Source organism: Flavobacterium soli DSM 19725 (genome assembly GCF_000422705.1).
Lineage (GTDB): Bacteria > Bacteroidota > Bacteroidia > Flavobacteriales > Flavobacteriaceae > Flavobacterium > Flavobacterium soli.
The window spans coordinates 39,928-61,797 of record NZ_KE383907.1 but is presented as its reverse complement, the minus strand read 5'-3'; the positions used below and the strand labels follow the sequence as shown (position 1 = coordinate 61,797).

Below are 21,870 nucleotides of genomic sequence, written 5' to 3'. Positions count from 1 at the left end.
GAAAAAAAAGAAATCATATTAATCCCCAATTTAAAATCTAAATTGGGGATTTTTTCATTATTTTGCCCCACATTAAAAAACAAAAACTATTTATAATGAAAAACGCCGTCGTTGCCCTATTCTCAATATTCCTAATCATCAGCTGTAGCAAGAAAGAATCCGATAAAAACCTCCACATCACCGGAAACATCAAAGGATTTCAAGAAGGAAAACTCTACATCCAAAAAATTGTCGATACCAATCTAGTGGTGATCGATTCGATTATCATCGATGGCGAATCTACTTTCGAGTCCCATTTAGATTTGGAATCCCCAGAAATGCTCTATCTGTTCATCGACCGTGGTGTTACCAATTCAGTCGACAATAACCTTCCAGTCTTTGCCGAACCAGGAAACATCAATATCGAAACTAGCCTAAAACACTTCTTTGCTGACGCAAAAATAACAGGTTCCGAAAACCATAAGCTCTACGAAGATTTCAAGAAAATCAATTCAAGATTCACTACTAAAAATCTCGAACTTTCAAAAGAACGATTCGATGCAGTACGTTTCAACCGTATATCAGATCTAGACAGCATCGACAAGAAAATCGAAGGCAATTTAAAAAGAAGATACCTCTATGCCATTAACTTTGCCATTACGAACAAAAACCATGATATAGCACCCTATATTGCCCTATCAGAAATTAGCAATGCAAATATCAAATACCTAGACACCATCAACAATGCTCTTCCAGCAAAAATTGCAAAATCAAAATACGGAAAGCTTTTAAACGAATATATCGCCGACATAAAGAAATCGGAAAAGTAAAAAGTCATAAATACAAAAATCAAAAACATCCGCCTCGGCGGATGTTTTTTTTATGCTCTTATTTTATATTTAATACTTAAACTGTAAAACATTATCAATTCAAGAAATGTACAAAACCAAAAAACCACCACATTACTGTGATGGTTTTCTTATTGAGCCGGCGGAGGGACTCGAACCCACGACCTGCTGATTACAAATCAGCTGCTCTAGCCAACTGAGCTACGCTGGCGACTTCAATACGAGTGCAAATATAAGACTGAATTTTAATTTTCCAAAAAAAATCTGCACTTTTTTATTGTTTTTTTTGACTACAATTCGTTGATTTTAGCAACCAATTGATTTGCAGCTTGTTCTAATTCTACGTTGATTTGTTTGAAGTGTGCTTTTTTGTTTTCAACATTTTTTGCATTCACTTTAGCAATCAAAACATCAAATGCAGTAATCGCTTCATCGATCAAAGCGTTAGTTTCTGGACTTGGTTTTCCTGTCGTTGTAAGTTCATATAAGTAAACTGCCTCAATAATATCTCCTAAAACGTAGTTGATGTCTTTCTTTAAATTCTTAATGTTTGCCATTTTATTTCTAATTTTAATTTGCGATTGCAAAAGTACACATAATCTTCAGATAACCCACTATGAAATGTAAATTTCTAAAATTGAAGCATTTCCGCTGATTTTGAATGCATATAAAGCCGCTGGAAGCAAAATCGTATCTCCTTTTTTATACTGATATTTTTGATTATCATATTCAATTTCAAAATAGCCCTCCACACACATATAGACCGTGAAAGATTCCGAAGTTTTATTGATTTCTAGAGTACCTTGCAACGGAAGCATAGTGGTTGTAAAATACGGACAATCAACTACATCATTGAAGATGTTTTTTTCTTTTTTATATTTTTTCTGAGTTTCCACTACCTCATAATTGATGGCATCCAAGGCCAAATCAACATGAAGTTCTCTCGTATTTCCTGTTGCATCTACGCGATCAAAGTCGTAAATTCTATACGTGATATCAGAAGTTTGCTGGATTTCGGCCAAGAGGATTCCTGCTCCAATGGCATGAACTGTTCCGGTTTCTAGAAAGAAGACATCGCCTTCTTTTGCCGTAACCTGATCTAAGATCGAAAGCAAGCTCTTGTTTTTTAGATTTTCGAGATAGGCTTCTTGATTGGACTCTTCTTTAAAACCCACAATAATTCTGGCACCTTCGTCGGCTTGCATTACATACCACATTTCGGTTTTTCCGAAAGAGTTGTGGCGTTCCTTGGCTAAATCATCATTTGGATGCACTTGAATGGAAAGATCTTCTCTTGCATCAATGAATTTAAAGAGTAGCGGAAATTGCCTGCCAAACCTTTTGTATACTTTTGTTCCAAGAATATCTTCTGGACGGTTATTGATTAGCTCTTGCAAGGAATTTCCTTGAAAGGTTCCGTTTGCTATAATGCTAACATCGCCTTCGACAGTGGATAGTTCCCAACTTTCGCCTGTTATGGTTGAAGTGATTTCTTTATGTAAAACTGTTTTGAGTTTTTTGCCTCCCCAAATTCTTTCTTTTAAAATTGGATGAAATTGCAATGGATAAAGTGCTGAAGTCATAATGGTTTATATTTTCTTCAAAGTTGGTTATTTTATGGTATTTTCCATTACACTATTTTGTCAATTGTTTACACTAATTCTCATTTTTATCTCAAAAGATTCAAAAGTGAGAATGGTTTGTCTAATAGCCCCGACATGAAGGAAAATCCTTTTTGTTTTTTCTTTAAAAACAAAAAGATTTGGGAGGATGGCGGGAACAAAGATTCCAAAAATGCCCAAGCGATTTGCTTCTAATTATTCTCCACGATAAGTGACAAAATTTCTAGGTGTTTCATAGAGCACAACTTCGAGGTCAAAATCGGGATTAATTTTTTGTCGGAGTTTATTCCAGATAACCACCACAATGTTCTCTGCAGTTGGGTTTAAGTTTTCGAATTCAGGAACGTCCAAGTTCAAGTTTTTATGGTCGAATGGCACTTCTACTTCTTGATAAATGAGGTCGCTCAATTCTTTTATATCCATGACATAACCGGTTTCGGGGTCGATTGCTCCTGTGACACTCACAGTTAGATCGTAGTTGTGTCCATGAAAATTGGGGCTGTTGCATTTTCCAAATACCGAATCGTTTTTCTCGAACGACCAGTCTTTTCTATACAATCTATGAGCGGCATTGAAATGGGCTTTTCTGGAGATGGTGACTTTCATTTTTGATATAGGATTTGGAATTTGAGATTTGGAATTTTATAATTTATGGTCTTCTAAATAGTGATAAAATTCGTCAAAAATTATTTTGAACCACACGGTATAGAGCTCTGGATGGTGTTGCATATCGTTTTTTACGTCTTCGATGCACATCCATTTCCAGCTTTCGACCTCTTCGGGGTTGATTTTGGGTGCTTCATTGTAATAGCCAATCATGACGTGATCGAGTTCATGTTCAGTCAAGCCGTTATCAAATGGTGCTTTGTAAATAAAGTGAAAAAGCTCCTTTAGCTCAGTTGTAAAACCCATTTCTTCGAAGAGTCGACGTGTTCCCGCTTGCACATTGGTTTCGCCTTCGCGTTGATGGCTACAACAAGTGTTGGTCCACAAAAGAGGCGAATGGTATTTCTGTGAAGCCCTTTGCTGCAACATGATTTCGTTTTTTTCGTTTAGGATAAAAACCGAAAAGGCACGGTGTAAAACGGCTTTCTCATGTGCTTCAAGTTTTGGCATAAGACCAATTTGCTGGTCATTTTCGTTAACTAATATTACTTTTTCTTCGGTCATTTAGAGATGGTATAACTCGCTCAAAGGTAGTAAAATCTTGCGTTTTATTTAGTGCTTTTTTGTTTTTACAAAAGTTTAACGAGTTTTGAATTAATTAAAAATATAAGTGGCAAATGTTTACTTTTACGCCTCAATCTTTTTTATGCAAATCATTACCGTTTCGAAAGCCTTGGCTTCAATTCAAAAGAAGATCAAAATTGCAGCTGTGATTATGATTTTTGGCTGGGGACTCAGCATGTTCATAGTGATTCAACTAAATGTTGTCTTCCATTGGGTTTTCGTAGGAGTCTCCTTTTTTCTTATAATTTTTATGCTCGTTCGTTCCTATTTGATTGTAAAATGGAAAATTTGGGCTTTTGAACATGTCAACAACTTGCCTGATTTGATTGAAAAGGCACAGACAAGTGGGGTAAGAATAATTCGATCTGATATTATACCTGGTAAATCGGCAATTTGTTCAGAGGCAGATCGCCAAAAAATATTTGAAATCGTCCAACGACGGATAAATTCTAATACTACTGTAGTTGATTTGGCAGATAACAATGCCATTCCGCACACGTTTAAAATTGAAGATGGCAAGAAAAACAGTTTAATGATTGCTGTCGCATGTTTTTGCATGGTATACATGCCTTTCAGCAGGTTGTATTCAGAAACCAGCAAGCATCCTGAAAATGATTATGCATTTGTCACTATTTTGCTTCTGGCAGGTTTTTACTTTTTGTATAAAATCATTTCCCCTACTGTAATCTTAAGCTTATCAAGTTCTGGAATTTGGACTAAGAAAAGTAATTTTCAGAAATGGAAAGCTGTTGAATCAATTTATCTGGACTTTGAAACTGACCATCAAGGACAGCGTTTGTCTTATCTCATAATAGTTTTCAATGCTCTTTCTGGAATGGAAACAAAAAACTTAACTCAAAAATTTAATGTTGCTGACCTGAATAAGGATACTGATGAAATTGAATATGCTATTAGTATTTACAAACAGAGAGGGGTAAAATCAGGACAAATTTCAGCAGATTATGATTTCTCCAAGAAACCCGTTGTTGATGAAGACAATCCATGGTGGTTACTAATTATTCCTTTTATCATCCTTTTGATTGGGAGCTTTTTAATGTATCGAACTACACGTCTAAAAGAAGAGTATTATATACTTAAGGGAAAAATAAGCTATCTTGAAAACACTATCGGAACCTATAAACCTCGTGCTACGAAATATATCAAAATCGAAAATAGCCCAACTATGTTCGACATTTTTGTAGGTAAGGAAAGTGGGGATTTTAGTCCGGAGCTAGACAAAACCGACGAATTGAAACTGAATGATGAAGTGACGCTTTATTACAGCAGCACTTCAACACAAAAGCAATACGGCAATATTTCTTTAAATAATTCCATTCAATTTATCGAAAAAGAAAATGAACTTTATTTCCATGAAGGAACAAAAAACAAGATTGCTGCATATATCGTTTTAACAGCTGGAGTACTATTTTTGATAATCATATTGATTGTAATACTCCGAAAAAAATATTTCAGACAAGCATAGTCAATTTTTAAAGCGTTATTATAGCCCTCTCAAATTCCAAAAACAATGAAACTTAACTTTACTTTACTGCTTCTTTTTATTAGCTTTTTTGCACAAGCAAAATACACCAATGCTACAATTTATTATACCGATGGACAATCTGAAAAAGGATTGATCAATTCATTTCTTGAAAACAATTTCTTTGATTTTAATTTCTTTGGAACATTTGAAAAAGGATTGATTTACAATGACAAGTCTATCAAATTTAAACTCACAGAAGAGGCTGACAGCAAAAGGATTTCAATTGATGACATCGATAAAATAATACTTCATTATGAAGGTTTTGACAAGGAGTATAAAGCTTTATTTATTCGAAGCATCAACAGGAAAGGAATGCTTGAAGAAAGCAAAGCACGAATATTCTTGCCTCTTTTAAGAAGCGGAAAAATAAATCTGTATGGATTTTATCACAGGGAAACGCAATACAACCATGATAGAAGAATGCCATCTTCAACAACTACAGTAACCGAAAAATTTTATTTGCAGAATGCAAATGAAAACTACGCTATTGACTATTATGAGGTAGAATTACAAGATGTTTTCAGTTTACGTGACCGCCTGGCCAATCCTTTAAAAGAGTTATTCAAAGATTGTCCAGAACTCGTAGAAAAAGTTCATAATTCTTTCTATGGTGATAAAAATCTTTCTAAAGAAGAAAAAAAGAAAATGAAAGAACAAAGCAAAGCAACATTTAAAGCCTTGCAGAAAGAATATAAGGACATTCCAAAAGATCAAAGAAGAGGTGATTTACTTCTTTTTCATCAATATAACATGACCCCTTTTGAAGATTTTATAGCTGAATATGAAAACTGCAATTAAATTCTAAAGCAAACTTTCCCCTATCTTCAAAGCACATTTTTCGCCATCAATTGCAGCAGAAATAATTCCGCCTGCATATCCTGCACCTTCTGCACAAGGATATAAACCCTTGATTTGAACATGCTCTAAAGATATTGAATCCCTCGGAATTCGAACTGGTGACGAAGTTCGTGATTCTGGAGCATGAAGAATGGCCTCATTGGTTAGATAACCTCGCATGGATTTGCCAAATTCTGTAAATCCTTGACGTAAAATTTGAGTTAGAAATCCTGGAAAAACCTGGCCTAATTCTACCGAAGTTGTTCCGGGTACATAGGAAGTTTTAGGAATGTCAGCCGAAACTTTCGATTGTGTAAAATCAACCATTCGTTGAGCAGGAACTCTTTGTGTTTCACCTGCAAGATGCCAAGCTTTTTGTTCGATACTTTTTTGGAATTCCATTCCAGCTAAAGGTCCAAATCTTGAAAAAGCTTTGAAATCTTCCAATTTCAATTCGACCACAATTCCAGAATTGGCTGTAATTTGATCTCTCTTAGAAGGCGACCAGCCGTTGGTTACAACCTCACCTGGACTTGTAGCACAAGGAGCAATTACACCGCCAGGACACATACAAAATGAATACATTCCTCTCCCATTCACCTGCTTTACAATTGAGTAAGGTGCTGGCGGAAGATATTCTCCTCGATAATCACAAGAGTATTGAATTTTATCAATCAGCTCTTGAGAATGTTCTGCCCGAACTCCCAGAGCGAAAGGCTTTGCTTCTATAAATATTTTTTTTCGGTCCAATAATTCAAAAATATCACGAGCCGAATGCCCTGTAGCAAGAATCAATTTATTTGCATTGATTGTCGCTCCTTTTTGAGTAACAACACCCTGAATTTCATTGTTTTTCACCAAAATATCAACTACCCGAGTTTCGAACAAAACCTGACCACCAAACTCAATTATCTTTTCTCGAATGGATTTGATGATTTTAGGTAATTTATTGGTTCCGATATGGGGATGCGCTTCAATCAAAATATCGTCTGAAGCTCCAAAAGCGACAAACAATTCAAGAATGCGATCTACATCTCCACGCTTTTTAGAACGGGTGTAGAGTTTTCCATCCGAATAGGTCCCAGCCCCACCTTCACCATAACAATAATTGGAATCTTCATGCACAATATGATCGCGGTTGATAGCTTTCAAGTCGCGTCGTCGTTCTTGCACATCTTTTCCTCGTTCGAGTACTATTGGCTTTAAACCTAATTCTATCAATTGAAGTGCGGCAAAAAGTCCGGCAGGTCCTGCTCCAACAACCAAAACTTCTTGGGCATTTGAAACATTTTTATAATCTGGAAGCTCTATTTTTCGCTCTACGATAGGTTCGCCTTCAAAAAAAATTACCACTTTCAGATTGATCTTGATAGCCTTTTGTCGGGCATCAATCGAGCGTTTCAATATGGTAATGTGTTGTATTTCCTTGACAGAAGTTTGAACCAATTTTCCAATATGTTCCTTTAGCAGTATTGGATTAGCAGCTACTTCCGGCGAAACTTGAATAAGGAGTTCTTTTGACATATTGAAATTTTTGCAAACTTAAAATAATTTCCTCAAATATAGTGGTATAAAAAAAGGTTTAGCATACACTAAACCTTCTTTCCTATTTTAAATATGATTTTTTACTTTTTAATCAATTTGCAATTGACAACTTGATTTTCGGTGGTTAACTTCACGAAATAAACACCACTTTGCAAATCCGAAATCGAAACTGCATTCACTTCTTGTGCATTTTTAATTTCTTTGACCAATGCTCCATTGACTGCAAAAATTGAGATTGTAGAAATTTCAACATCCGTTTTATTGAGGACAGTGAAAGTATCAGCAGCTGGGTTTGGATACAGTGAAATCAAATGATTCAAAGTTGGAGTTGCAACACCTAAAGCCACGGCTTGTTCCAAATAATCCGGCAATCCATTAAAATTTGTATCATCATCGGATGGATCATTATTGCCATTATAATCTTCATTTATTGTCAAAACACCGTCACCATCATCATCATTATCTAAATAGTTTGGGATGCCATCATCATCTGTATCTTGCGAATCCAGAGGACTTTGCTGGCTGCTTTCTGTAGTAGTGAAAGCATATTCATAACTTGTAAGAATCATGTCGCCATCATCATCATTATCAATAAAATTTGGGATTCCATCCTCATCTGTATCGTCGTTTGCGAGATTTCCATCGTTATTAAAATCCTCATTTGCTGTAGGAACACTATCCGAATCATAGTCATTATCACAATCAACCACTCTAAGAACAACCTCTGTAACAACACCATTTCCAGTTGCATAAATCGTTTGAAAAGAAGCTGTTTCATTGGTATAAGTTGCTGTTGTAATTTCATTTGTAACGGATTGGGCATCCAATAAGGTAGGATAGAACGATACTGTTCCTTCACCTAATTCATCTTCCACCAATTGCAAATCAAATTCAACCAAACCATCCGTATCATCATCACATTTGGTATAATTATAGGCATTTGACACATTTGAAGTTGCAAAACGCCACCCTTCTTCCTGTGCTGTCCAAGTTCCCGTATTTCTTCCAGGCGGAACAGCAGCAACGGTCCCAGCGTTATTGATTACACCGATCACAGCCCTACCACCATTCCAAGTTGCACAAACTTGACGTTCCACAATTTGAACATCAATAGTATTTAAGGTTTCGTATAAAACGGCCTGAAAGGTACTTATTGCAGCCGTATTGCACTGAAATTGTGGTTGATTATTAAAAATAACAACAAATTTTCGGTAAGGAGCAACTCCCGTAACAGAATAGGTTATTGAGCCAGCACCAACCTGATTATTCGTATCATGGTAGCAAGCTAAAATCGAATTCTTAACCGGGAAACTAGCATTTGGAATCGCTGTATTAAACGACCACGGAGAACCCTGTCCAGCAAGTTCTGTCCTAAAATCAATGTATCCATTGGTAGAGATGAGCACTTGATCATAGTCAATTCCAAAATAATTAAAAGTAAAAGGAAGCGTTATGGCAGGAGTGTACAAATCATCAGATGTAAACTCAACAGGTACAGATGCAACATAAACCTGATGCGGAATAGCCGTTACTGTATAATCTGTTTGAGCATTTGATTGCAAACAGAAAGCAGTAAGAAGTGTCAGAAAAAAAATTTTTTTTTGGGTCAAGTAATTGTGTTTCATATAGATTGTTTTATCAAATGTAAGATTTTTTTAAATACAAAATCACCTTTTAGTCTCATAAGCCCTTAAAGCAAATGAAGCCAACCAATGTTCGCCTTCATAATTTCCATCGACGACCGAAGGCAATGAAAAATTCAAATGCGTATCAGCCAATGGTTTCAAGTGTGAAAATTGTTTAGGATATTGGTTGATCAGAAAATACAAATTCCAAGCCCGACTAAAATTCAATCCATCGAGATGCACCAAATGTCCATCGGTTCGATCAGAAACTTTTGCAACTTCCCAAGTAAAATCTTTTTTGAAAAGCGATGGGGTAAATTCTTTCAACCAAATTAAAAATTCTTTTTCAGGCAAAACCCTTTGCATGATTCCGATTTCTTCCATGCAAGGCGAAAGAAAATCCGTGCCGCTTGGCTCCCATGTAAACGGACAATTTTCATCCTTTTGAAACAACCGAATAGCATTTTCCTTTATGCTTTTTTGAAATAACACATTGTTAGAATGAAGAGCATAATCCCAAGCAAAGGTCAAGCCAAATGCGGTATTGGAATGAGTCCCAACTCTTATCGGATATAATAATTTTGGAAGGAATTCAATATACCTTTCGATAACCAAATCGGATAGAGGTTTTAAATTCTGTGACAATTCTATTGCAAAAGGCTCTTTTGAAGTTTCTAATTCTAATTGCAATTTTAATAACCAGACCCAGCCATAAGTTCTCTCAAAAGACTTTTCGTGAGCTTTAGAAAGATAGTCAATTTCTGCCTGGATATTTTCTTTTGAAAGATTGATTTTTAGCTTTTGGATAATCTCCTCTTTCTTGTCAAGATTTGGATAATGATTCAGCAAATACATTAAACTCCAGTGACCATGAACGGACGAATGCCAATCGAAACATCCATAAAAAGCGGGATGCAATACTTTTGGCGATTGAATTTCAGTACTATCAATCAACAACTGACTTAATTTATTCGGATATTCCTGTTGAAGGCATTTTATAGGTAGCGTTGCGAGATGATTGGCTTTTTCGAGTGTGAGATCTTGCGAAAAAACGAATGATGAAAAAAGCAGAAAAGTGTAGTTTAGAATCTTCATAAAGATATATTTACCTTCAAAAATACTAAAATTAGCCCAGTTTCACCGAAGTAGTAATTTTTAATTCGTAATTTTTAATTTTTAATAAATACAGTTCACAAGTCCTTAATTATCTTTGCAAAAAAACAATGTCAAGACAAATCAAACTCATTTGGGATTTTAGAGGTCCAGCTTCCGCCAAAACTGCCGAACACCACGAGATTCATCTTAAAGAATATATCCAGATTGAGAAATTACCTTTAAACATAACTGGTTTCGAAATTTTCAGCGAAATGCATGCCATCGCTTTTATGGTAGTAACTGATGATTTTATGGTTTCTGTTCGTGATGCCTTGAAACCGCATCGAGGGGAAATTTATAGTGGTCAGTAACAGTATTCATTGAAAAGAAGATACTCATTACTAGATACTGACCACTGAATACTTATCACTAATTCGCTACTTCGCTGATAAATTTAATTCGCATCAATCGGAGTTCTTCGGTATCATAATCACCATCAAATTCTTTTAAGGCATCTTTTATATTATCCGATTCGGCTTCCATGAAATAATCAAAGATTTCTTCTTGTTGGTCGTCATCCAGGATATCATCAATCCAATATTTAATATTGAGTTTCGTTCCTGCATACACGATCATTTCCATCTCCTTCAGTAAGGCATCCATATCTAAGCCTTTTGCGGAAGCGATATCTTTCAAGGATAATTTTCGATCAATGTTTTGTATGATGTATAGTTTATTCGCTGAATTAGCTCCTGTAGATTTTACCACCAAATCGTCTGGGCGGATGATATCATTATCACCTACATAGCGACTGATCAAATCCACAAAATCTTTACCGTATTTCTTCGCTTTTCCTTCTCCAACTCCGTGAATATTTCCCAATTCTGAGAGAGAAATTGGATATTTCAACGCCATATCTTCAAGCGAAGGATCTTGGAATACCACAAATGGTGGAACGCCTAATTTTTTGGCCACTTTCTTTCGCAAATCTTTCAACATTCCCATCAAGACTTCATCGGCGGTTCCAGAAGATTTTGCAGCCGTTACAATCGCTTCGTCTTCGGTTTCGTTATATTCATGATCTTCAGACATCATAAAGGAAGTCGGATTTTGAATATAATCCAACCCTTTATCAGTGACCTTTAAAATTCCGTAGGTTTCAATATCTTTAGACAAGTATCCTTCCACTAAAACTTGGCGGATCAAGGCCATCCAATGTCTTTCTTCGAAGGAAGCTCCAGAACCAAAAAACTTTTGAGAATCGGTCCTATGGGCTTTTATCGTCGCATTTACCTTACCTATTAAGGTATATACAATTTCTTTTGACTTATATAAATGTTTGGTATCGCGAACCACTTGAAGCAATTTCACGACTTGGTCTTTAGCTTCGACTTTCGCCTTTGGATTCCGAACGTTGTCATCCATATCAGCACCTTCGCCTGTTTCACTGTCAAATTCTTCACCAAAATAATGCAGCAGGAACTTTCTTCTCGACATTGAAGTTTCGGCATAAGCAACAACTTCCTGCAACAAGGCAAAACCAATTTCCTGTTCGGCAACCGGCTTACCCGACATGAATTTTTCGAGTTTTTCTACATCTTTATAGGAATAATAAGCAAGGCAATGACCTTCTCCTCCATCTCGTCCTGCCCTACCTGTTTCTTGATAATAACTTTCCAACGATTTTGGAATATCGTGGTGAATTACAAAACGAACGTCCGGCTTGTCAATTCCCATTCCGAATGCAATTGTAGCCACAACCACTTCGACATCTTCCATCAAAAACATGTCTTGATGTTTGGCTCTGGTTTTGGCATCCAAACCTGCATGATAAGGAACAGCACTGATGCCGTTTACTTGTAAAACCTGAGCAATCGCTTCCACCTTTTTACGGCTCAAGCAATAAATAATCCCCGATTTTCCTTTGTGTTGTTTGATGAAACGAATGATGTCCGACTCCACATTTTTAGTCTTGGTTCGAACTTCATAGTATAAATTAGGTCTATTGAAAGAAGCTTTGAAGGTATTTGCATCCGACATATCCAAGTTTTTCAAGATATCTTCCTGAACTTTTGGCGTTGCAGTTGCAGTCAAGCCGATGATTGGAACATCACCCAACTGCTTTATAATATGTCTTAAATTTCTATATTCTGGTCTAAAATCATGACCCCATTCAGAGATACAGTGTGCCTCATCTATGGCTACAAAAGAAATTGGCACATTCTTTAAAAATTGCACATACTCTTCCTTTGTAAGTGACTCTGGGGCTACATATAATAATTTGGTGATTCCAGATGTAATATCTTTTTTTACCTGATTGATTTCAGTTTTGGTTAAAGAGGAATTCAAAACATGTGCAATTCCGTTTTCCGAAGATAAACTTCGTATCGCATCAACCTGATTTTTCATCAAGGCAATTAAAGGTGACACAACAATTGCCGTTCCATCCTTTATTAAAGCAGGCAATTGATAACAAAGTGATTTCCCACCACCTGTTGGCATTATGACAAACGAATTATTGTTTGTGATGATGCTTTTTACAACCTGCTCTTGCAATCCTTTGAATTGGCTAAAACCGAAATACTTTTTTAACTCTTTGTGGATGTCAATTTCGTTTGAATTCATTCTTTATTTAGGGTATTTTACATAAATTTGCACCACATAAAGATACAACTTTCTTTTATACCAACAAATTTTATACAATTTCTGTTTTGATAACAAAAGAAAATATATTGGCGATTGCCAAAAAGACCATTCTCTCTGAAAGTGAAGCCATTATAAAACTGATTGATTTTCTAGACGACCATTTTGTAGCAACTGCCGAAATCATCTTCCAAGCAAAAGGCCGTTTGATTGTGACTGGAATCGGCAAAAGCGCTATAATTGCTCAAAAAATTGTAGCTACAATGAATTCTACTGGAACGCCTTCTATGTTTTTGCATGCTTCGGAAGCGATTCACGGGGATCTAGGAATGGTACAACCCGGAGATGTTGTAATATGTATTTCAAAAAGTGGCAATAGCCCAGAAATCAAAGTCTTGGTTCCCATTTTAAAGCGTTTTGGAAACACATTAATAGGTATGACTGGAAACATCACTTCTTTTTTAGCAAAAGGTTCTGATTATGTTTTGAATACTACCGTCGATATGGAAGCTTGTCCAATAAATCTTGCTCCAACAAATAGCACAACCGCACAACTTGTTATGGGTGATGCATTAGCGGTTTGCCTGATGGAAATGAGGGATTTCAAAAGTGACGATTTTGCAAAGTATCACCCAGGTGGTGCATTGGGTAAAAAATTATTACTTCGCGTAAAAGACATGCTCGAAAACTCATTAAAACCAATGGTGAGTGCCGATGCTTCGATCAAGCAAGCTATTTTTGAAATATCAGAAAAACGCCTTGGTGTAACAGCAGTGGTGGAAGACAATAAAGTTATCGGAATTATAACCGATGGCGATATCCGAAGAATGCTGAACGAGCGTGATACTTTCTCAGATTTGACAGCTAAAGATATTATGACCAAGAATCCAAAAGTGATAAAATCAACCGATATGGTGGTGGATGCCTTGAACATCTTGGAAGATTTTTCGATCACACAACTCATTGTGGTTGATGGAGATGACTACAAAGGCGTGCTGCATTTGCATGATATTTTAAAAGAAGGCATCGTATAATGGCAAAAAAGAATCCAAGTGAAATGTCTTTTTTAGACCATCTTGAAGTTTTAAGATGGATGCTTATCCGAAGTACAATCGCAATATTAATTGGTGCTGCTGTTGCTTACAATTTTAGCGATTTCATTTTCGACACTATTATCTTCGGACCAAAAGACGGCAATTTCATAACCTATCGATGGTTTTGTGAATTGGCAAACACCTATGACCTTGACAAAAGTTTTTGCATTCAGGAACTACCTTTTGAATTACAGAATCGTACGATGGAAGGACAATTTTCCATGCTTCTATGGACTTCTATTACAGCTGGATTCATCATTGCTTTCCCTTTTATCTTATGGGAATTATGGAAATTTGTGAGTCCGGCCTTGTATGAAAAGGAACGAAAGAACATCAAATATTTCATTTCAATTGCTTCTCTTTTATTTTTTATTGGGGTTGCCTTTGGTTATTTTATCCTAACACCGCTTTCCATTAATTTTTTGGCAAATCTAACCATCAGTTCGCAAGTTGAAAATCAAATTGATGTCGATTCGTATATTGGATTAGTAAAAACAACCTCACTTGCAACAGGATTAGTGTTCGAACTGCCAATTGTTATTTTCTTCCTAGCAAGGCTCGGACTTGTGAGTGCTCAATTTTTAAGGGATTATAGAAAATATGCTATTGTAATTATCCTAATTATTGCCGCAATTGTGACACCACCAGATGTGATCAGTCAGGTTATTGTAACCATTCCGTTATGGATTCTCTATGAGATCAGTATTTTTATTGCCCAATTCGTTTATAAAAAGAACAAATAAAATACCCAAATTATGTCAGATTTAGTAAAAGAATTTAATGATTATCGCGGGAAGATGAATGAGAAATTGCTTGCTGATAATAACAAAATCATCAAGAGGATTTTCAATTTAGATACAAACGCTTATGCGGAAGGCGCTTTGGATGTAAAAACCAAAGAGCTTCTAGGCTTGGTTGCATCTGCTGTTTTGAGATGTGATGACTGCGTGAAATACCACTTGGAAACCAGCTACAAAGAAGGCGTTACCAAAGAAGAAATGATGGAAGCAATGGGAATTGCTACTTTAGTTGGAGGTACGATTGTAGTCCCACATTTAAGAAGAGCTTACGAGTTTTGGGAAGCATTGGAGGAAAGTGGTCAGTAATCAGGATTCTGTGTTCAGTCCCAGTTTTCAGTTTCAGTTTGTGGATGCAAGAGGAAATTAATTAATTTGAAAAGGAGATAATTTGAAAATTGTTGTCACTTAAACCGCAACAATTTGTTAATGAATGAACTTATTCTCCTATTCTTATTTAATTTTGTAGCTTGTTTTTTTCTAAAAAATAGTTTTGCCTTAGAATTGGCATTATCTAATTATCTAATTTTCAAAACATCTAATTAAAATGATATTAAGAGCCGACAATTTAATCAAAACCTATAAAGGCCGAAGTGTCGTTAAGGGAATTTCTGTAGAAGTGAACCAAGGCGAAATTGTTGGGCTTTTGGGACCGAATGGTGCCGGAAAAACCACTTCCTTTTATATGATTGTGGGTTTGGTAAAGCCAAATTCTGGAAATATATATTTGGATGACATGAACATTACGGATTTTCCTATGTACAAAAGAGCACAACATGGGATTGGTTATTTGGCTCAGGAAGCTTCTGTTTTTAGGAAATTGAGTATTGAAGATAATATTTTGAGTGTTTTGCAATTGACGAAACTTTCTAAAGCCGAACAAGAAGCCAAAATGGAATCGTTGATTGATGAATTTAGTTTGCAACACATCCGAACCAACAGGGGCGATTTGCTTTCTGGAGGAGAAAGACGTCGAACAGAAATTGCACGTGCCTTAGCAACCGACCCAAAGTTTATCCTTCTGGATGAGCCTTTTGCTGGAGTTGACCCAGTTGCGGTTGAAGATATCCAACGAATTGTAGCCCAATTGAAAAATAAAAATATCGGGATCTTGATTACGGATCACAACGTTCAGGAAACATTGGCGATAACGGATAAAACCTATTTGATGTTTGAAGGGGGAATTCTAAAAGCAGGTATTCCTGAGGAATTGGTACAGGATGAAATGGTAAGAAGGGTGTATCTTGGTCAGAATTTTGAGTTGAGGAAGAAGAAGCTAGAGTTTTAATTGAGAGGGAAGTTTAGAGAAAAAATATAAAACCAAACCTAAAAAGTTACTTAGAAAGTACTTTTTAGGTTTTTTTTCTTCCCAAACTCTCCGAACTTCTCCATCTTCTGACTTCCATCTTCCATCTCCCAACTAATTCCCTATCGTCTGAAACTTCAACTCTTGAAGATTCCCGTTAAAAATATTCACATCGACATTGCCTTCTATTCCTGAAACGCTCCCTTTTTCGGTGAATTGCCACATGAGCCAATCGTCCTTGATGTTTTCTACGAAGAAATTATAGTTGGCAATCCAGAAATTATAGTCGGCGAATTCTTCTTCGAGAAAATCAGTATAATAACTTTCTCCGGAATAGATGATGGGTTTTTCTCCATAATGTTGTTCCACCCTTTTGAGCCAACGCTTTAGCCCTACTTTCAAGCTGTCGATAGATTGGTTTTTAGGTAGTTTTTCGATATCTAAAATCGGTGGTAAATCGCCTTTCTTGAGTTTGACAGTCTTGATGAAGAGCTCGGCTTGCTCAAGGGAATTCTCATTAGGACGATAATAGTGATAGGCCCCTCGGATCATGTTTTGATTTTTGAGGGCTTTCCAGTTTTGATGAAATTTGGCATCTACTCTATTGTTTCCGGCTGTTGAACGGAGAATTACAAATTGTATAGGAAAAGTGCCTTCGATATTTTTTACTGAATCCCAGAGGATGTTGCCTTGGTATTCTGAAACATCGATGCCTACAATTTTGTCTTTATATTTGGAAAGAATTTGGAAGTTTCGGACATCGGAAAGTCGCTTTTGTTCCGTTTCTTCTTTGATGATTTTATCGGTTTTGAAGCCGAGATAATAGGTCAAACCGTCACGATAATGATATCCGATTGCAAAAATGACAAACAAAACGCCAAGTGTTAGAAGCAGGTTTCGTAGCCAAGAAGATTTCTTTTTGGTTTTTCGTTTTGGAGCTGGTTTCTTTCTTGGTGTTGGTTTCTTCATACAGGATTGAAAGATTTAAAAATTGAAAAATGTAAAGATTTATAAAAATACTTTCTACACGAATTGCACGGATTTACACGAAAACTTGATTTGTAAAATTACACAAATTTGCCTTTGGCAACTAAAAATTAAGACAATGGGTTATTGACTTTTGAATTGGTGTTAATTTGCGGAATTGGTGTTGAATTATTTCATCTAGTTGTGTAAATGGATTTCTTCTCTAACCCCGATGCTGCAATTGTTTGAGCTCTTAAAACTGTGACTAACAGTTTTAAAGCGAGTTGCTGCAGCGGGAAAATGGTTTTATTTTTGGCCCGAGCGATTCGTTGCTAAAAAAATTAAAGGTTCTTTTTTTGTTTGTTGTTGATGATGGAAAGTAAAATATACATCATAATCAACAACGGAATTCCTAGAAACTTGAAGAAAATGAGTAGTAAAATGGAAAGTAGTAAAAACACGATTTGGAGCTTGTATTTGGCGAAGCTGAATTGTTTTATTTTGAGTGAAAAGAGTGGGATTTCGGCATTGAGGATGTAAGCACTACAAAGGGTGATGACTAATAGAAACCATTGATTGGTGAGTAATTCCACCATAATCAAGGAAGTGGTGTCTTTCAAAACGAGTGGCAAACTCAAGATTACCAATGCGTTTGCAGGTGTTGGAAGTCCGATGAACGAATCGGTTTGACGGGTATCGATATTGAAATTGGCGAGACGGTAACAGGATCCTAAGGTGATGATAAATCCTAGATAAGGAAACCAAACTGGTCCGACTGTGGAAGCCGACATCATTTGAAACATGATGAGCCCTGGAACCAGACCACTTGTGACAATGTCGGCAAGGGAATCGAGTTGCAGGCCTAGCTCACTGGAAACATTGAAGAGACGTGCAAAAAAACCATCGAAGAAATCAAGAAAAATTCCCAGAGAAACGAATAGAAACGCCATTTCGAATTGCTTGTTGAAGGCAAAAACTACAGCGATACAGCCACAAAAAAGGTTGAGAAGGGTTATGATATTGGGAACGTGCGATTTGATGTTCATCTGAATAATTTTTGAAAAACAAATTTAGTACAATAACTTAAAGAGATGTGCGTTTTTTATTAGAGATTTTTATTTGATATTTGCAAAAATTAAAGATGTTGAAAAAAACCGCATTCATTGCTTTCCTTTTAACCTATTCACTCACTTACAGTCAGGCAGTTAGAAAATATTCTAATGAATTCATGAACATTGGCGTGGATGCTGCGGCTTTGGGTATGTCGAATGCTGTTGTGGCAAGTACTACCGATGTGAATTCGGGGTATTGGAATCCGGCGGGATTGGTGAACCTTGAAGACGGTCAGGTGGCATTGATGCATGCCAGTTATTTTGCAAATATTGCCCAATATGATTATGCTGCCTATGCAAAACCAATTGACGACCGAAGTGCTTGGGGAATTTCTATGATTCGTTTTGGTGTTGATGATATTATGAACACGACTGAATTGATTGATGGTGAGGGAAACATAGATTACAACAGGATTAGCTTGTTTTCTACTGCTGATTATGGGTTTACTTTTTCGTATGCTAGAAAATTGCCTGTACCTGGATTTCAATATGGTGTGAATGCGAAAGTGATTCGAAGGGTGATTGGCGATTTTGCTAATTCCTGGGGATTTGGTTTTGATTTCGGATTGCAATTTGAACGTAATGATTGGCGCTTCGGCTTGATGCTTCGCGACATTACGACTACTTACAACATTTGGAATATTGACGAGGAGGAATATGAAAAAATAGCCAATGCGATTCCGGGTGAAAATCAGGAACCTCCAGAGAGTACTGAGATTACTTTACCTAAAGCCCAACTGGGAATTTCTAAGAAATTTGAATTTCATAATGACACTAGTCTTTTGGCTGCAACTAACCTAAATATGCGTTTTGAACAAACCAACGATATCATTTCTACAAAAGCTGTGAGTATCGACCCTGCACTGGGTTTTGAATTTGGCTACACGGACTTGGTTTTTCTTCGTGCTGGTGTTGGAAATTTCCAGAATGTAATGCAGCTTGATGGAAGCGAAAAGGTAAATTTTCAACCCAACATCGGACTTGGATTTAAGTATAAAGGCATCCAGATTGATTATGCCTTGACAGATTTGGGCGACCAAAGTGCTGCTTTGTATTCGAATGTTTTTTCTGTGAAAGTGGATTTGGGTATTTTCAGATAACTATATAGTATTTCCAATGATTAAAAAATTACTTTTTTTCTTCTGCTTTATCAGCTTTCATATAGGTTTTTCACAATCATTGGTTTCAGATAATACTATCGTGAGTATCTTGACCGTTGGAACTGCTGATGCTTCTCATTCTTTATACGGACATACCGCTTTACGTATAAAAGACGAAACCAAAAACATCGACTTGGTGTATAATTACGGGATGTTCGATTTTAGTACACCAAATTTTATGTTCAAATTTGTAAAAGGTGATCTTCAATATTATGCTGCAGCCTATCCTTATGATGATTTTGAATACAGCTACAGGGTAGAAAACAGGTCTATTTATGAGCAGGTTTTGAATTTATCTGTTACTGAAAAGGAGTCCTTGATTAATAAATTAAATGTTTCCTTATCATCGAATGACAAGTTTTATACCTATAAATTCATCGATAGAAATTGCACGACTAAAGTGATTGATGTTGTAAACGGAGTGTTGGAAGACCAACCAATTGTGAAGCACAACATCGATTCGAAAACTTACAGGGATGTTTTGTTCCCTTATGTTGAAAATCATTTTTATCAAAAACTGGGGATCAATATTATTTTCGGACATAGGGTTGATGACCAAGCAAGGATTATGTTTTTGCCTTTAGATTTGTTTGATAATTTAAAAGTTACTGCTTATAAAAATCAACCGCTGGTAAAAGAAACCAATGTTATTTTTGAAGCCAATAGACCTTCTGCTTTTTCTTTTCTGGATAGTATTTATTCGTTGATTGTTGTGTTGCTACTTTTTGTCCTGATTAAGAAAAAAACAATGCAAGTAACTTACTTTCTGATTCTTGGAGCAATCGGGCTATTATTTTCTTTGATTGGATTGTATTCGTTGCACCAAGAAGTTTTGTGGAACTACAATGTTTTGCTATTTAATCCGCTTTTTTTGGTTTTGATTTTTTTCCTGGCAACCAATAATTTGAAATGGATTAAAAAATTTTCATGGATATGCCTGGCTTTTTTGGGGATCTATGTAGTCTATATGCTCAACAAGATTCATTTGTTCATTGTTTTGCCTATTGTCATCACAACGGCAATCCTGTTATTGCGATTGATTTATCCTGAAAAAGATATTATTGGCCTCGGTAAAACAAAACCGTACTAAAGGTCTTGATGATGATGTTCAAATCGAGGAAAACGCTTCGGTGCTTGATATAATATAAATCATATTGCAGTTTAACTAGGCTTTCCTCTATCGTTTCACCATAGGAATAATTCACTTGAGCCCATCCGGTCAGTCCGGGTTTGATGACGTGTCGTGTTTCATAGAACGGCATGATAGCAGCAAGCTCCTTTACAAAAAATGGACGTTCTGGTCGTGGCCCAATAAATCCCATATCGCCTTTAAGGATGTTAATAAATTGGGGGATTTCGTCTATTCTGGTCTTTCTTAAAAATTTACCGAAAGGTGTAATTCGTATGTCTCCAGCAGTAGCAAAAAGAACACCACCACTTTCAGCATTTCGAATCATGGTTCTGTATTTATAGATTTCAAAAGGAATACCGTTTTGTCCCACTCGGGTTTGGGTATAAAAAAGAGGGCCTCGGTTTCCAATTAAATTGCCAATCAAGACAAGGGGTAAAATTGCCAACCCAATCAACAATCCTAGAAGCGAGAAGAGAACTTCTAAAAACTTCACGATCAATAAATAAAGCCTGTTTTGATTGCTTCTGCTAAATGGGAAATAGCGGTAGAAATCCTTGTCAAAATGTTGTATGGGAATACGATTCGTAATGGCTTCATATACTTGGGTATATTCTCGAATTACAAATCCCGATTCCAATAAAAGCAGTAAATTATTATACAAATCGACTGTGATGCCATCTGTTTTTTGAGAAGCGATCACAATCTCCGAAATACTGTTTTGCTTGACAAAACTTTCAATATTTGAAATTGACACGGATGGTATCCCAAAAATGCCTTTATCAATACTGTTGCTTAAATCCGTATCTACAAAACCAATAATCTTATAATGCGGATCGGCTTGTTCCAAAGAATCAACGAGCTGTTGCAACTGGTTTTGGTCACAAACCATGATCACACGTTTCAAAAAGCGATGTGAAGCCAGAAAGCGTTGGTAAAATATTCTCCAGACAAACAAGGAGAGCGTGATGGATAAAAAGAAATAGACAATCTGCAATCGGTTTGATGGCAAAACGGGAGTAAAAATTGGGGTAAGCAAAAAGAACAGAACCGTTGCTGAGGAAGTCAACAAGATGCTTTTGATAATCTGGAACTGGTTACTGGCGACTTGAAGGTTATACATTTCAAAAACGGTTCCCAGTATATTTAAATACAAGGCAAGAACCAAAGTCCAGTAGAAGCTGACGTGTGTAATTTTAAAATAATCGAAGGCAAAAATATTCCCTACCAATGAAAGTGCACCAATTACTGTAAGCACGTCAAAAAGTCGTAAGAGTATTTTCCTTTCGGAAATTTCAAAATGCATTTTTTTAGAAAACATCTGTATTAAGCCTTTGAT

At 36.3% G+C, this 21,870-nt stretch carries 21 protein-coding genes and 1 tRNA gene; 10 read left to right on the top strand and 12 right to left on the bottom strand.

The window, feature by feature from the left end:
- The first annotated feature begins 95 nt into the window (after window positions 1-95).
- Window positions 96-809, top strand: a complete 714-nt coding sequence (locus G508_RS0115795; RefSeq protein ID WP_026706215.1) for a DUF4369 domain-containing protein — start codon at window positions 96-98, stop codon at window positions 807-809.
- A 155-nt stretch (window positions 810-964) separates the two neighbouring features.
- Here G508_RS0115795 and G508_RS0115790 read toward each other — a convergent pair.
- From G508_RS0115790 to idi, 5 genes are all read right to left on the bottom strand, one after another.
- Window positions 965-1,038: transfer RNA gene (locus G508_RS0115790), tRNA-Thr, on the bottom strand.
- 79 nt (window positions 1,039-1,117) lie between these two features.
- Window positions 1,118-1,384: a hypothetical protein gene (locus G508_RS0115785; protein WP_026706214.1), complete on the bottom strand. Its 267-nt coding sequence runs from the start codon at window positions 1,382-1,384 to the stop codon at window positions 1,118-1,120.
- Window positions 1,385-1,441: 57 nt separating this feature from the next.
- On the bottom strand, window positions 1,442-2,410 hold the full coding sequence (locus G508_RS0115780; RefSeq protein WP_026706213.1) for a type I phosphomannose isomerase catalytic subunit: 969 nt from the start codon (window positions 2,408-2,410) through the stop codon (window positions 1,442-1,444).
- 234 nt (window positions 2,411-2,644) lie between these two features.
- The gene (locus G508_RS0115770; protein ID WP_026706212.1) at window positions 2,645-3,055 is read right to left on the bottom strand and encodes a 6-pyruvoyl trahydropterin synthase family protein; all 411 of its coding nucleotides are present in this window, start codon (window positions 3,053-3,055) and stop codon (window positions 2,645-2,647) included.
- 36 nt (window positions 3,056-3,091) lie between these two features.
- Window positions 3,092-3,619, bottom strand: coding sequence for an isopentenyl-diphosphate Delta-isomerase (gene idi, locus G508_RS0115765; protein WP_026706211.1), 528 nt, complete (start codon window positions 3,617-3,619; stop codon window positions 3,092-3,094).
- A 142-nt stretch (window positions 3,620-3,761) separates the two neighbouring features.
- Between idi and G508_RS0115760 the strand changes: the two genes are divergently transcribed.
- Both G508_RS0115760 and G508_RS0115755 read left to right on the top strand, forming a co-directional pair.
- Entirely contained in the window at window positions 3,762-5,162 is a 1,401-nt protein-coding gene (locus G508_RS0115760) for a hypothetical protein (RefSeq protein WP_026706210.1), read from the top strand.
- Between the two features lie 45 nt (window positions 5,163-5,207).
- On the top strand, window positions 5,208-6,020 hold the full coding sequence (locus G508_RS0115755) for a hypothetical protein (protein WP_026706209.1): 813 nt from the start codon (window positions 5,208-5,210) through the stop codon (window positions 6,018-6,020).
- Window positions 6,021-6,023: 3 nt separating this feature from the next.
- Here the strand turns inward: G508_RS0115755 and G508_RS0115750 are convergent, their stop codons facing one another.
- The 3 genes from G508_RS0115750 to G508_RS0115740 all read right to left on the bottom strand — a co-directional run bounded on the left by G508_RS0115750 (window position 6,024) and on the right by G508_RS0115740 (window position 10,324).
- The gene (locus G508_RS0115750) at window positions 6,024-7,583 is read right to left on the bottom strand and encodes an NAD(P)/FAD-dependent oxidoreductase (RefSeq protein WP_026706208.1); all 1,560 of its coding nucleotides are present in this window, start codon (window positions 7,581-7,583) and stop codon (window positions 6,024-6,026) included.
- 101 nt (window positions 7,584-7,684) lie between these two features.
- On the bottom strand, window positions 7,685-9,229 hold the full coding sequence (locus tag G508_RS19665) for a T9SS type A sorting domain-containing protein (protein ID WP_026706207.1): 1,545 nt from the start codon (window positions 9,227-9,229) through the stop codon (window positions 7,685-7,687).
- A 42-nt stretch (window positions 9,230-9,271) separates the two neighbouring features.
- Complete coding sequence (locus tag G508_RS0115740; RefSeq protein WP_026706206.1) at window positions 9,272-10,324, bottom strand: DUF2891 domain-containing protein; 1,053 nt, start codon at window positions 10,322-10,324, stop codon at window positions 9,272-9,274.
- 128 nt (window positions 10,325-10,452) lie between these two features.
- On the opposite strand from G508_RS0115740, the gene G508_RS0115735 reads away from it, so the two are divergent.
- Complete coding sequence (locus G508_RS0115735) at window positions 10,453-10,695, top strand: hypothetical protein (RefSeq protein ID WP_026706205.1); 243 nt, start codon at window positions 10,453-10,455, stop codon at window positions 10,693-10,695.
- Window positions 10,696-10,753: 58 nt separating this feature from the next.
- Here the strand turns inward: G508_RS0115735 and recQ are convergent, their stop codons facing one another.
- Window positions 10,754-12,949: a DNA helicase RecQ gene (gene recQ / locus G508_RS0115730; protein ID WP_026706204.1), complete on the bottom strand. Its 2,196-nt coding sequence runs from the start codon at window positions 12,947-12,949 to the stop codon at window positions 10,754-10,756.
- Window positions 12,950-13,035: 86 nt separating this feature from the next.
- Here recQ and G508_RS0115725 point away from each other — a divergent pair, with 86 nt between their 5' ends.
- The 4 genes from G508_RS0115725 to lptB all read left to right on the top strand — a co-directional run bounded on the left by G508_RS0115725 (window position 13,036) and on the right by lptB (window position 16,146).
- Window positions 13,036-14,001, top strand: a complete 966-nt coding sequence (locus G508_RS0115725; RefSeq protein WP_026706203.1) for a KpsF/GutQ family sugar-phosphate isomerase — start codon at window positions 13,036-13,038, stop codon at window positions 13,999-14,001.
- The gene (tatC, locus tag G508_RS0115720; protein ID WP_026706202.1) at window positions 14,001-14,804 is read left to right on the top strand and encodes a twin-arginine translocase subunit TatC; all 804 of its coding nucleotides are present in this window, start codon (window positions 14,001-14,003) and stop codon (window positions 14,802-14,804) included. The genes G508_RS0115725 and tatC overlap by 1 nt, the downstream gene beginning before the upstream one ends.
- A gap of 12 nt (window positions 14,805-14,816) precedes the next feature.
- A complete protein-coding gene (locus G508_RS0115715) occupies window positions 14,817-15,167 on the top strand; it encodes a carboxymuconolactone decarboxylase family protein (RefSeq protein ID WP_026706201.1) in 351 nt (116 codons plus the stop codon).
- A gap of 238 nt (window positions 15,168-15,405) precedes the next feature.
- Window positions 15,406-16,146 carry an LPS export ABC transporter ATP-binding protein gene (lptB, locus tag G508_RS0115710; RefSeq protein WP_026706200.1) on the top strand — a complete coding sequence of 247 codons (741 nt, stop codon included), beginning with the start codon at window positions 15,406-15,408 and terminating at the stop codon, window positions 16,144-16,146.
- Between the two features lie 132 nt (window positions 16,147-16,278).
- Here the strand turns inward: lptB and G508_RS0115700 are convergent, their stop codons facing one another.
- Both G508_RS0115700 and G508_RS0115695 read right to left on the bottom strand, forming a co-directional pair.
- The gene (locus G508_RS0115700) at window positions 16,279-17,133 is read right to left on the bottom strand and encodes a glycoside hydrolase family 25 protein (protein ID WP_026706199.1); all 855 of its coding nucleotides are present in this window, start codon (window positions 17,131-17,133) and stop codon (window positions 16,279-16,281) included.
- Window positions 17,134-17,471: 338 nt separating this feature from the next.
- A complete protein-coding gene (locus G508_RS0115695; protein WP_035695017.1) occupies window positions 17,472-18,176 on the bottom strand; it encodes a CDP-alcohol phosphatidyltransferase family protein in 705 nt (234 codons plus the stop codon).
- A gap of 95 nt (window positions 18,177-18,271) precedes the next feature.
- On the opposite strand from G508_RS0115695, the gene G508_RS0115690 reads away from it, so the two are divergent.
- Both G508_RS0115690 and G508_RS0115685 read left to right on the top strand, forming a co-directional pair.
- Window positions 18,272-19,342 (top strand): putative type IX sorting system protein PorV2, encoded by a 1,071-nt coding sequence (locus G508_RS0115690; protein WP_245569884.1) that lies wholly within the window; start codon window positions 18,272-18,274, stop codon window positions 19,340-19,342.
- Window positions 19,343-19,358: 16 nt separating this feature from the next.
- Entirely contained in the window at window positions 19,359-20,492 is a 1,134-nt protein-coding gene (locus G508_RS0115685) for a lipoprotein N-acyltransferase Lnb domain-containing protein (protein ID WP_026706196.1), read from the top strand.
- Here G508_RS0115685 and G508_RS0115680 read toward each other — a convergent pair.
- The gene (locus tag G508_RS0115680) at window positions 20,461-21,837 is read right to left on the bottom strand and encodes an exopolysaccharide biosynthesis polyprenyl glycosylphosphotransferase (RefSeq protein WP_407918638.1); all 1,377 of its coding nucleotides are present in this window, start codon (window positions 21,835-21,837) and stop codon (window positions 20,461-20,463) included. The genes G508_RS0115685 and G508_RS0115680 overlap by 32 nt on opposite strands.
- Between the last annotated feature and the right edge of the window lie 33 nt (window positions 21,838-21,870).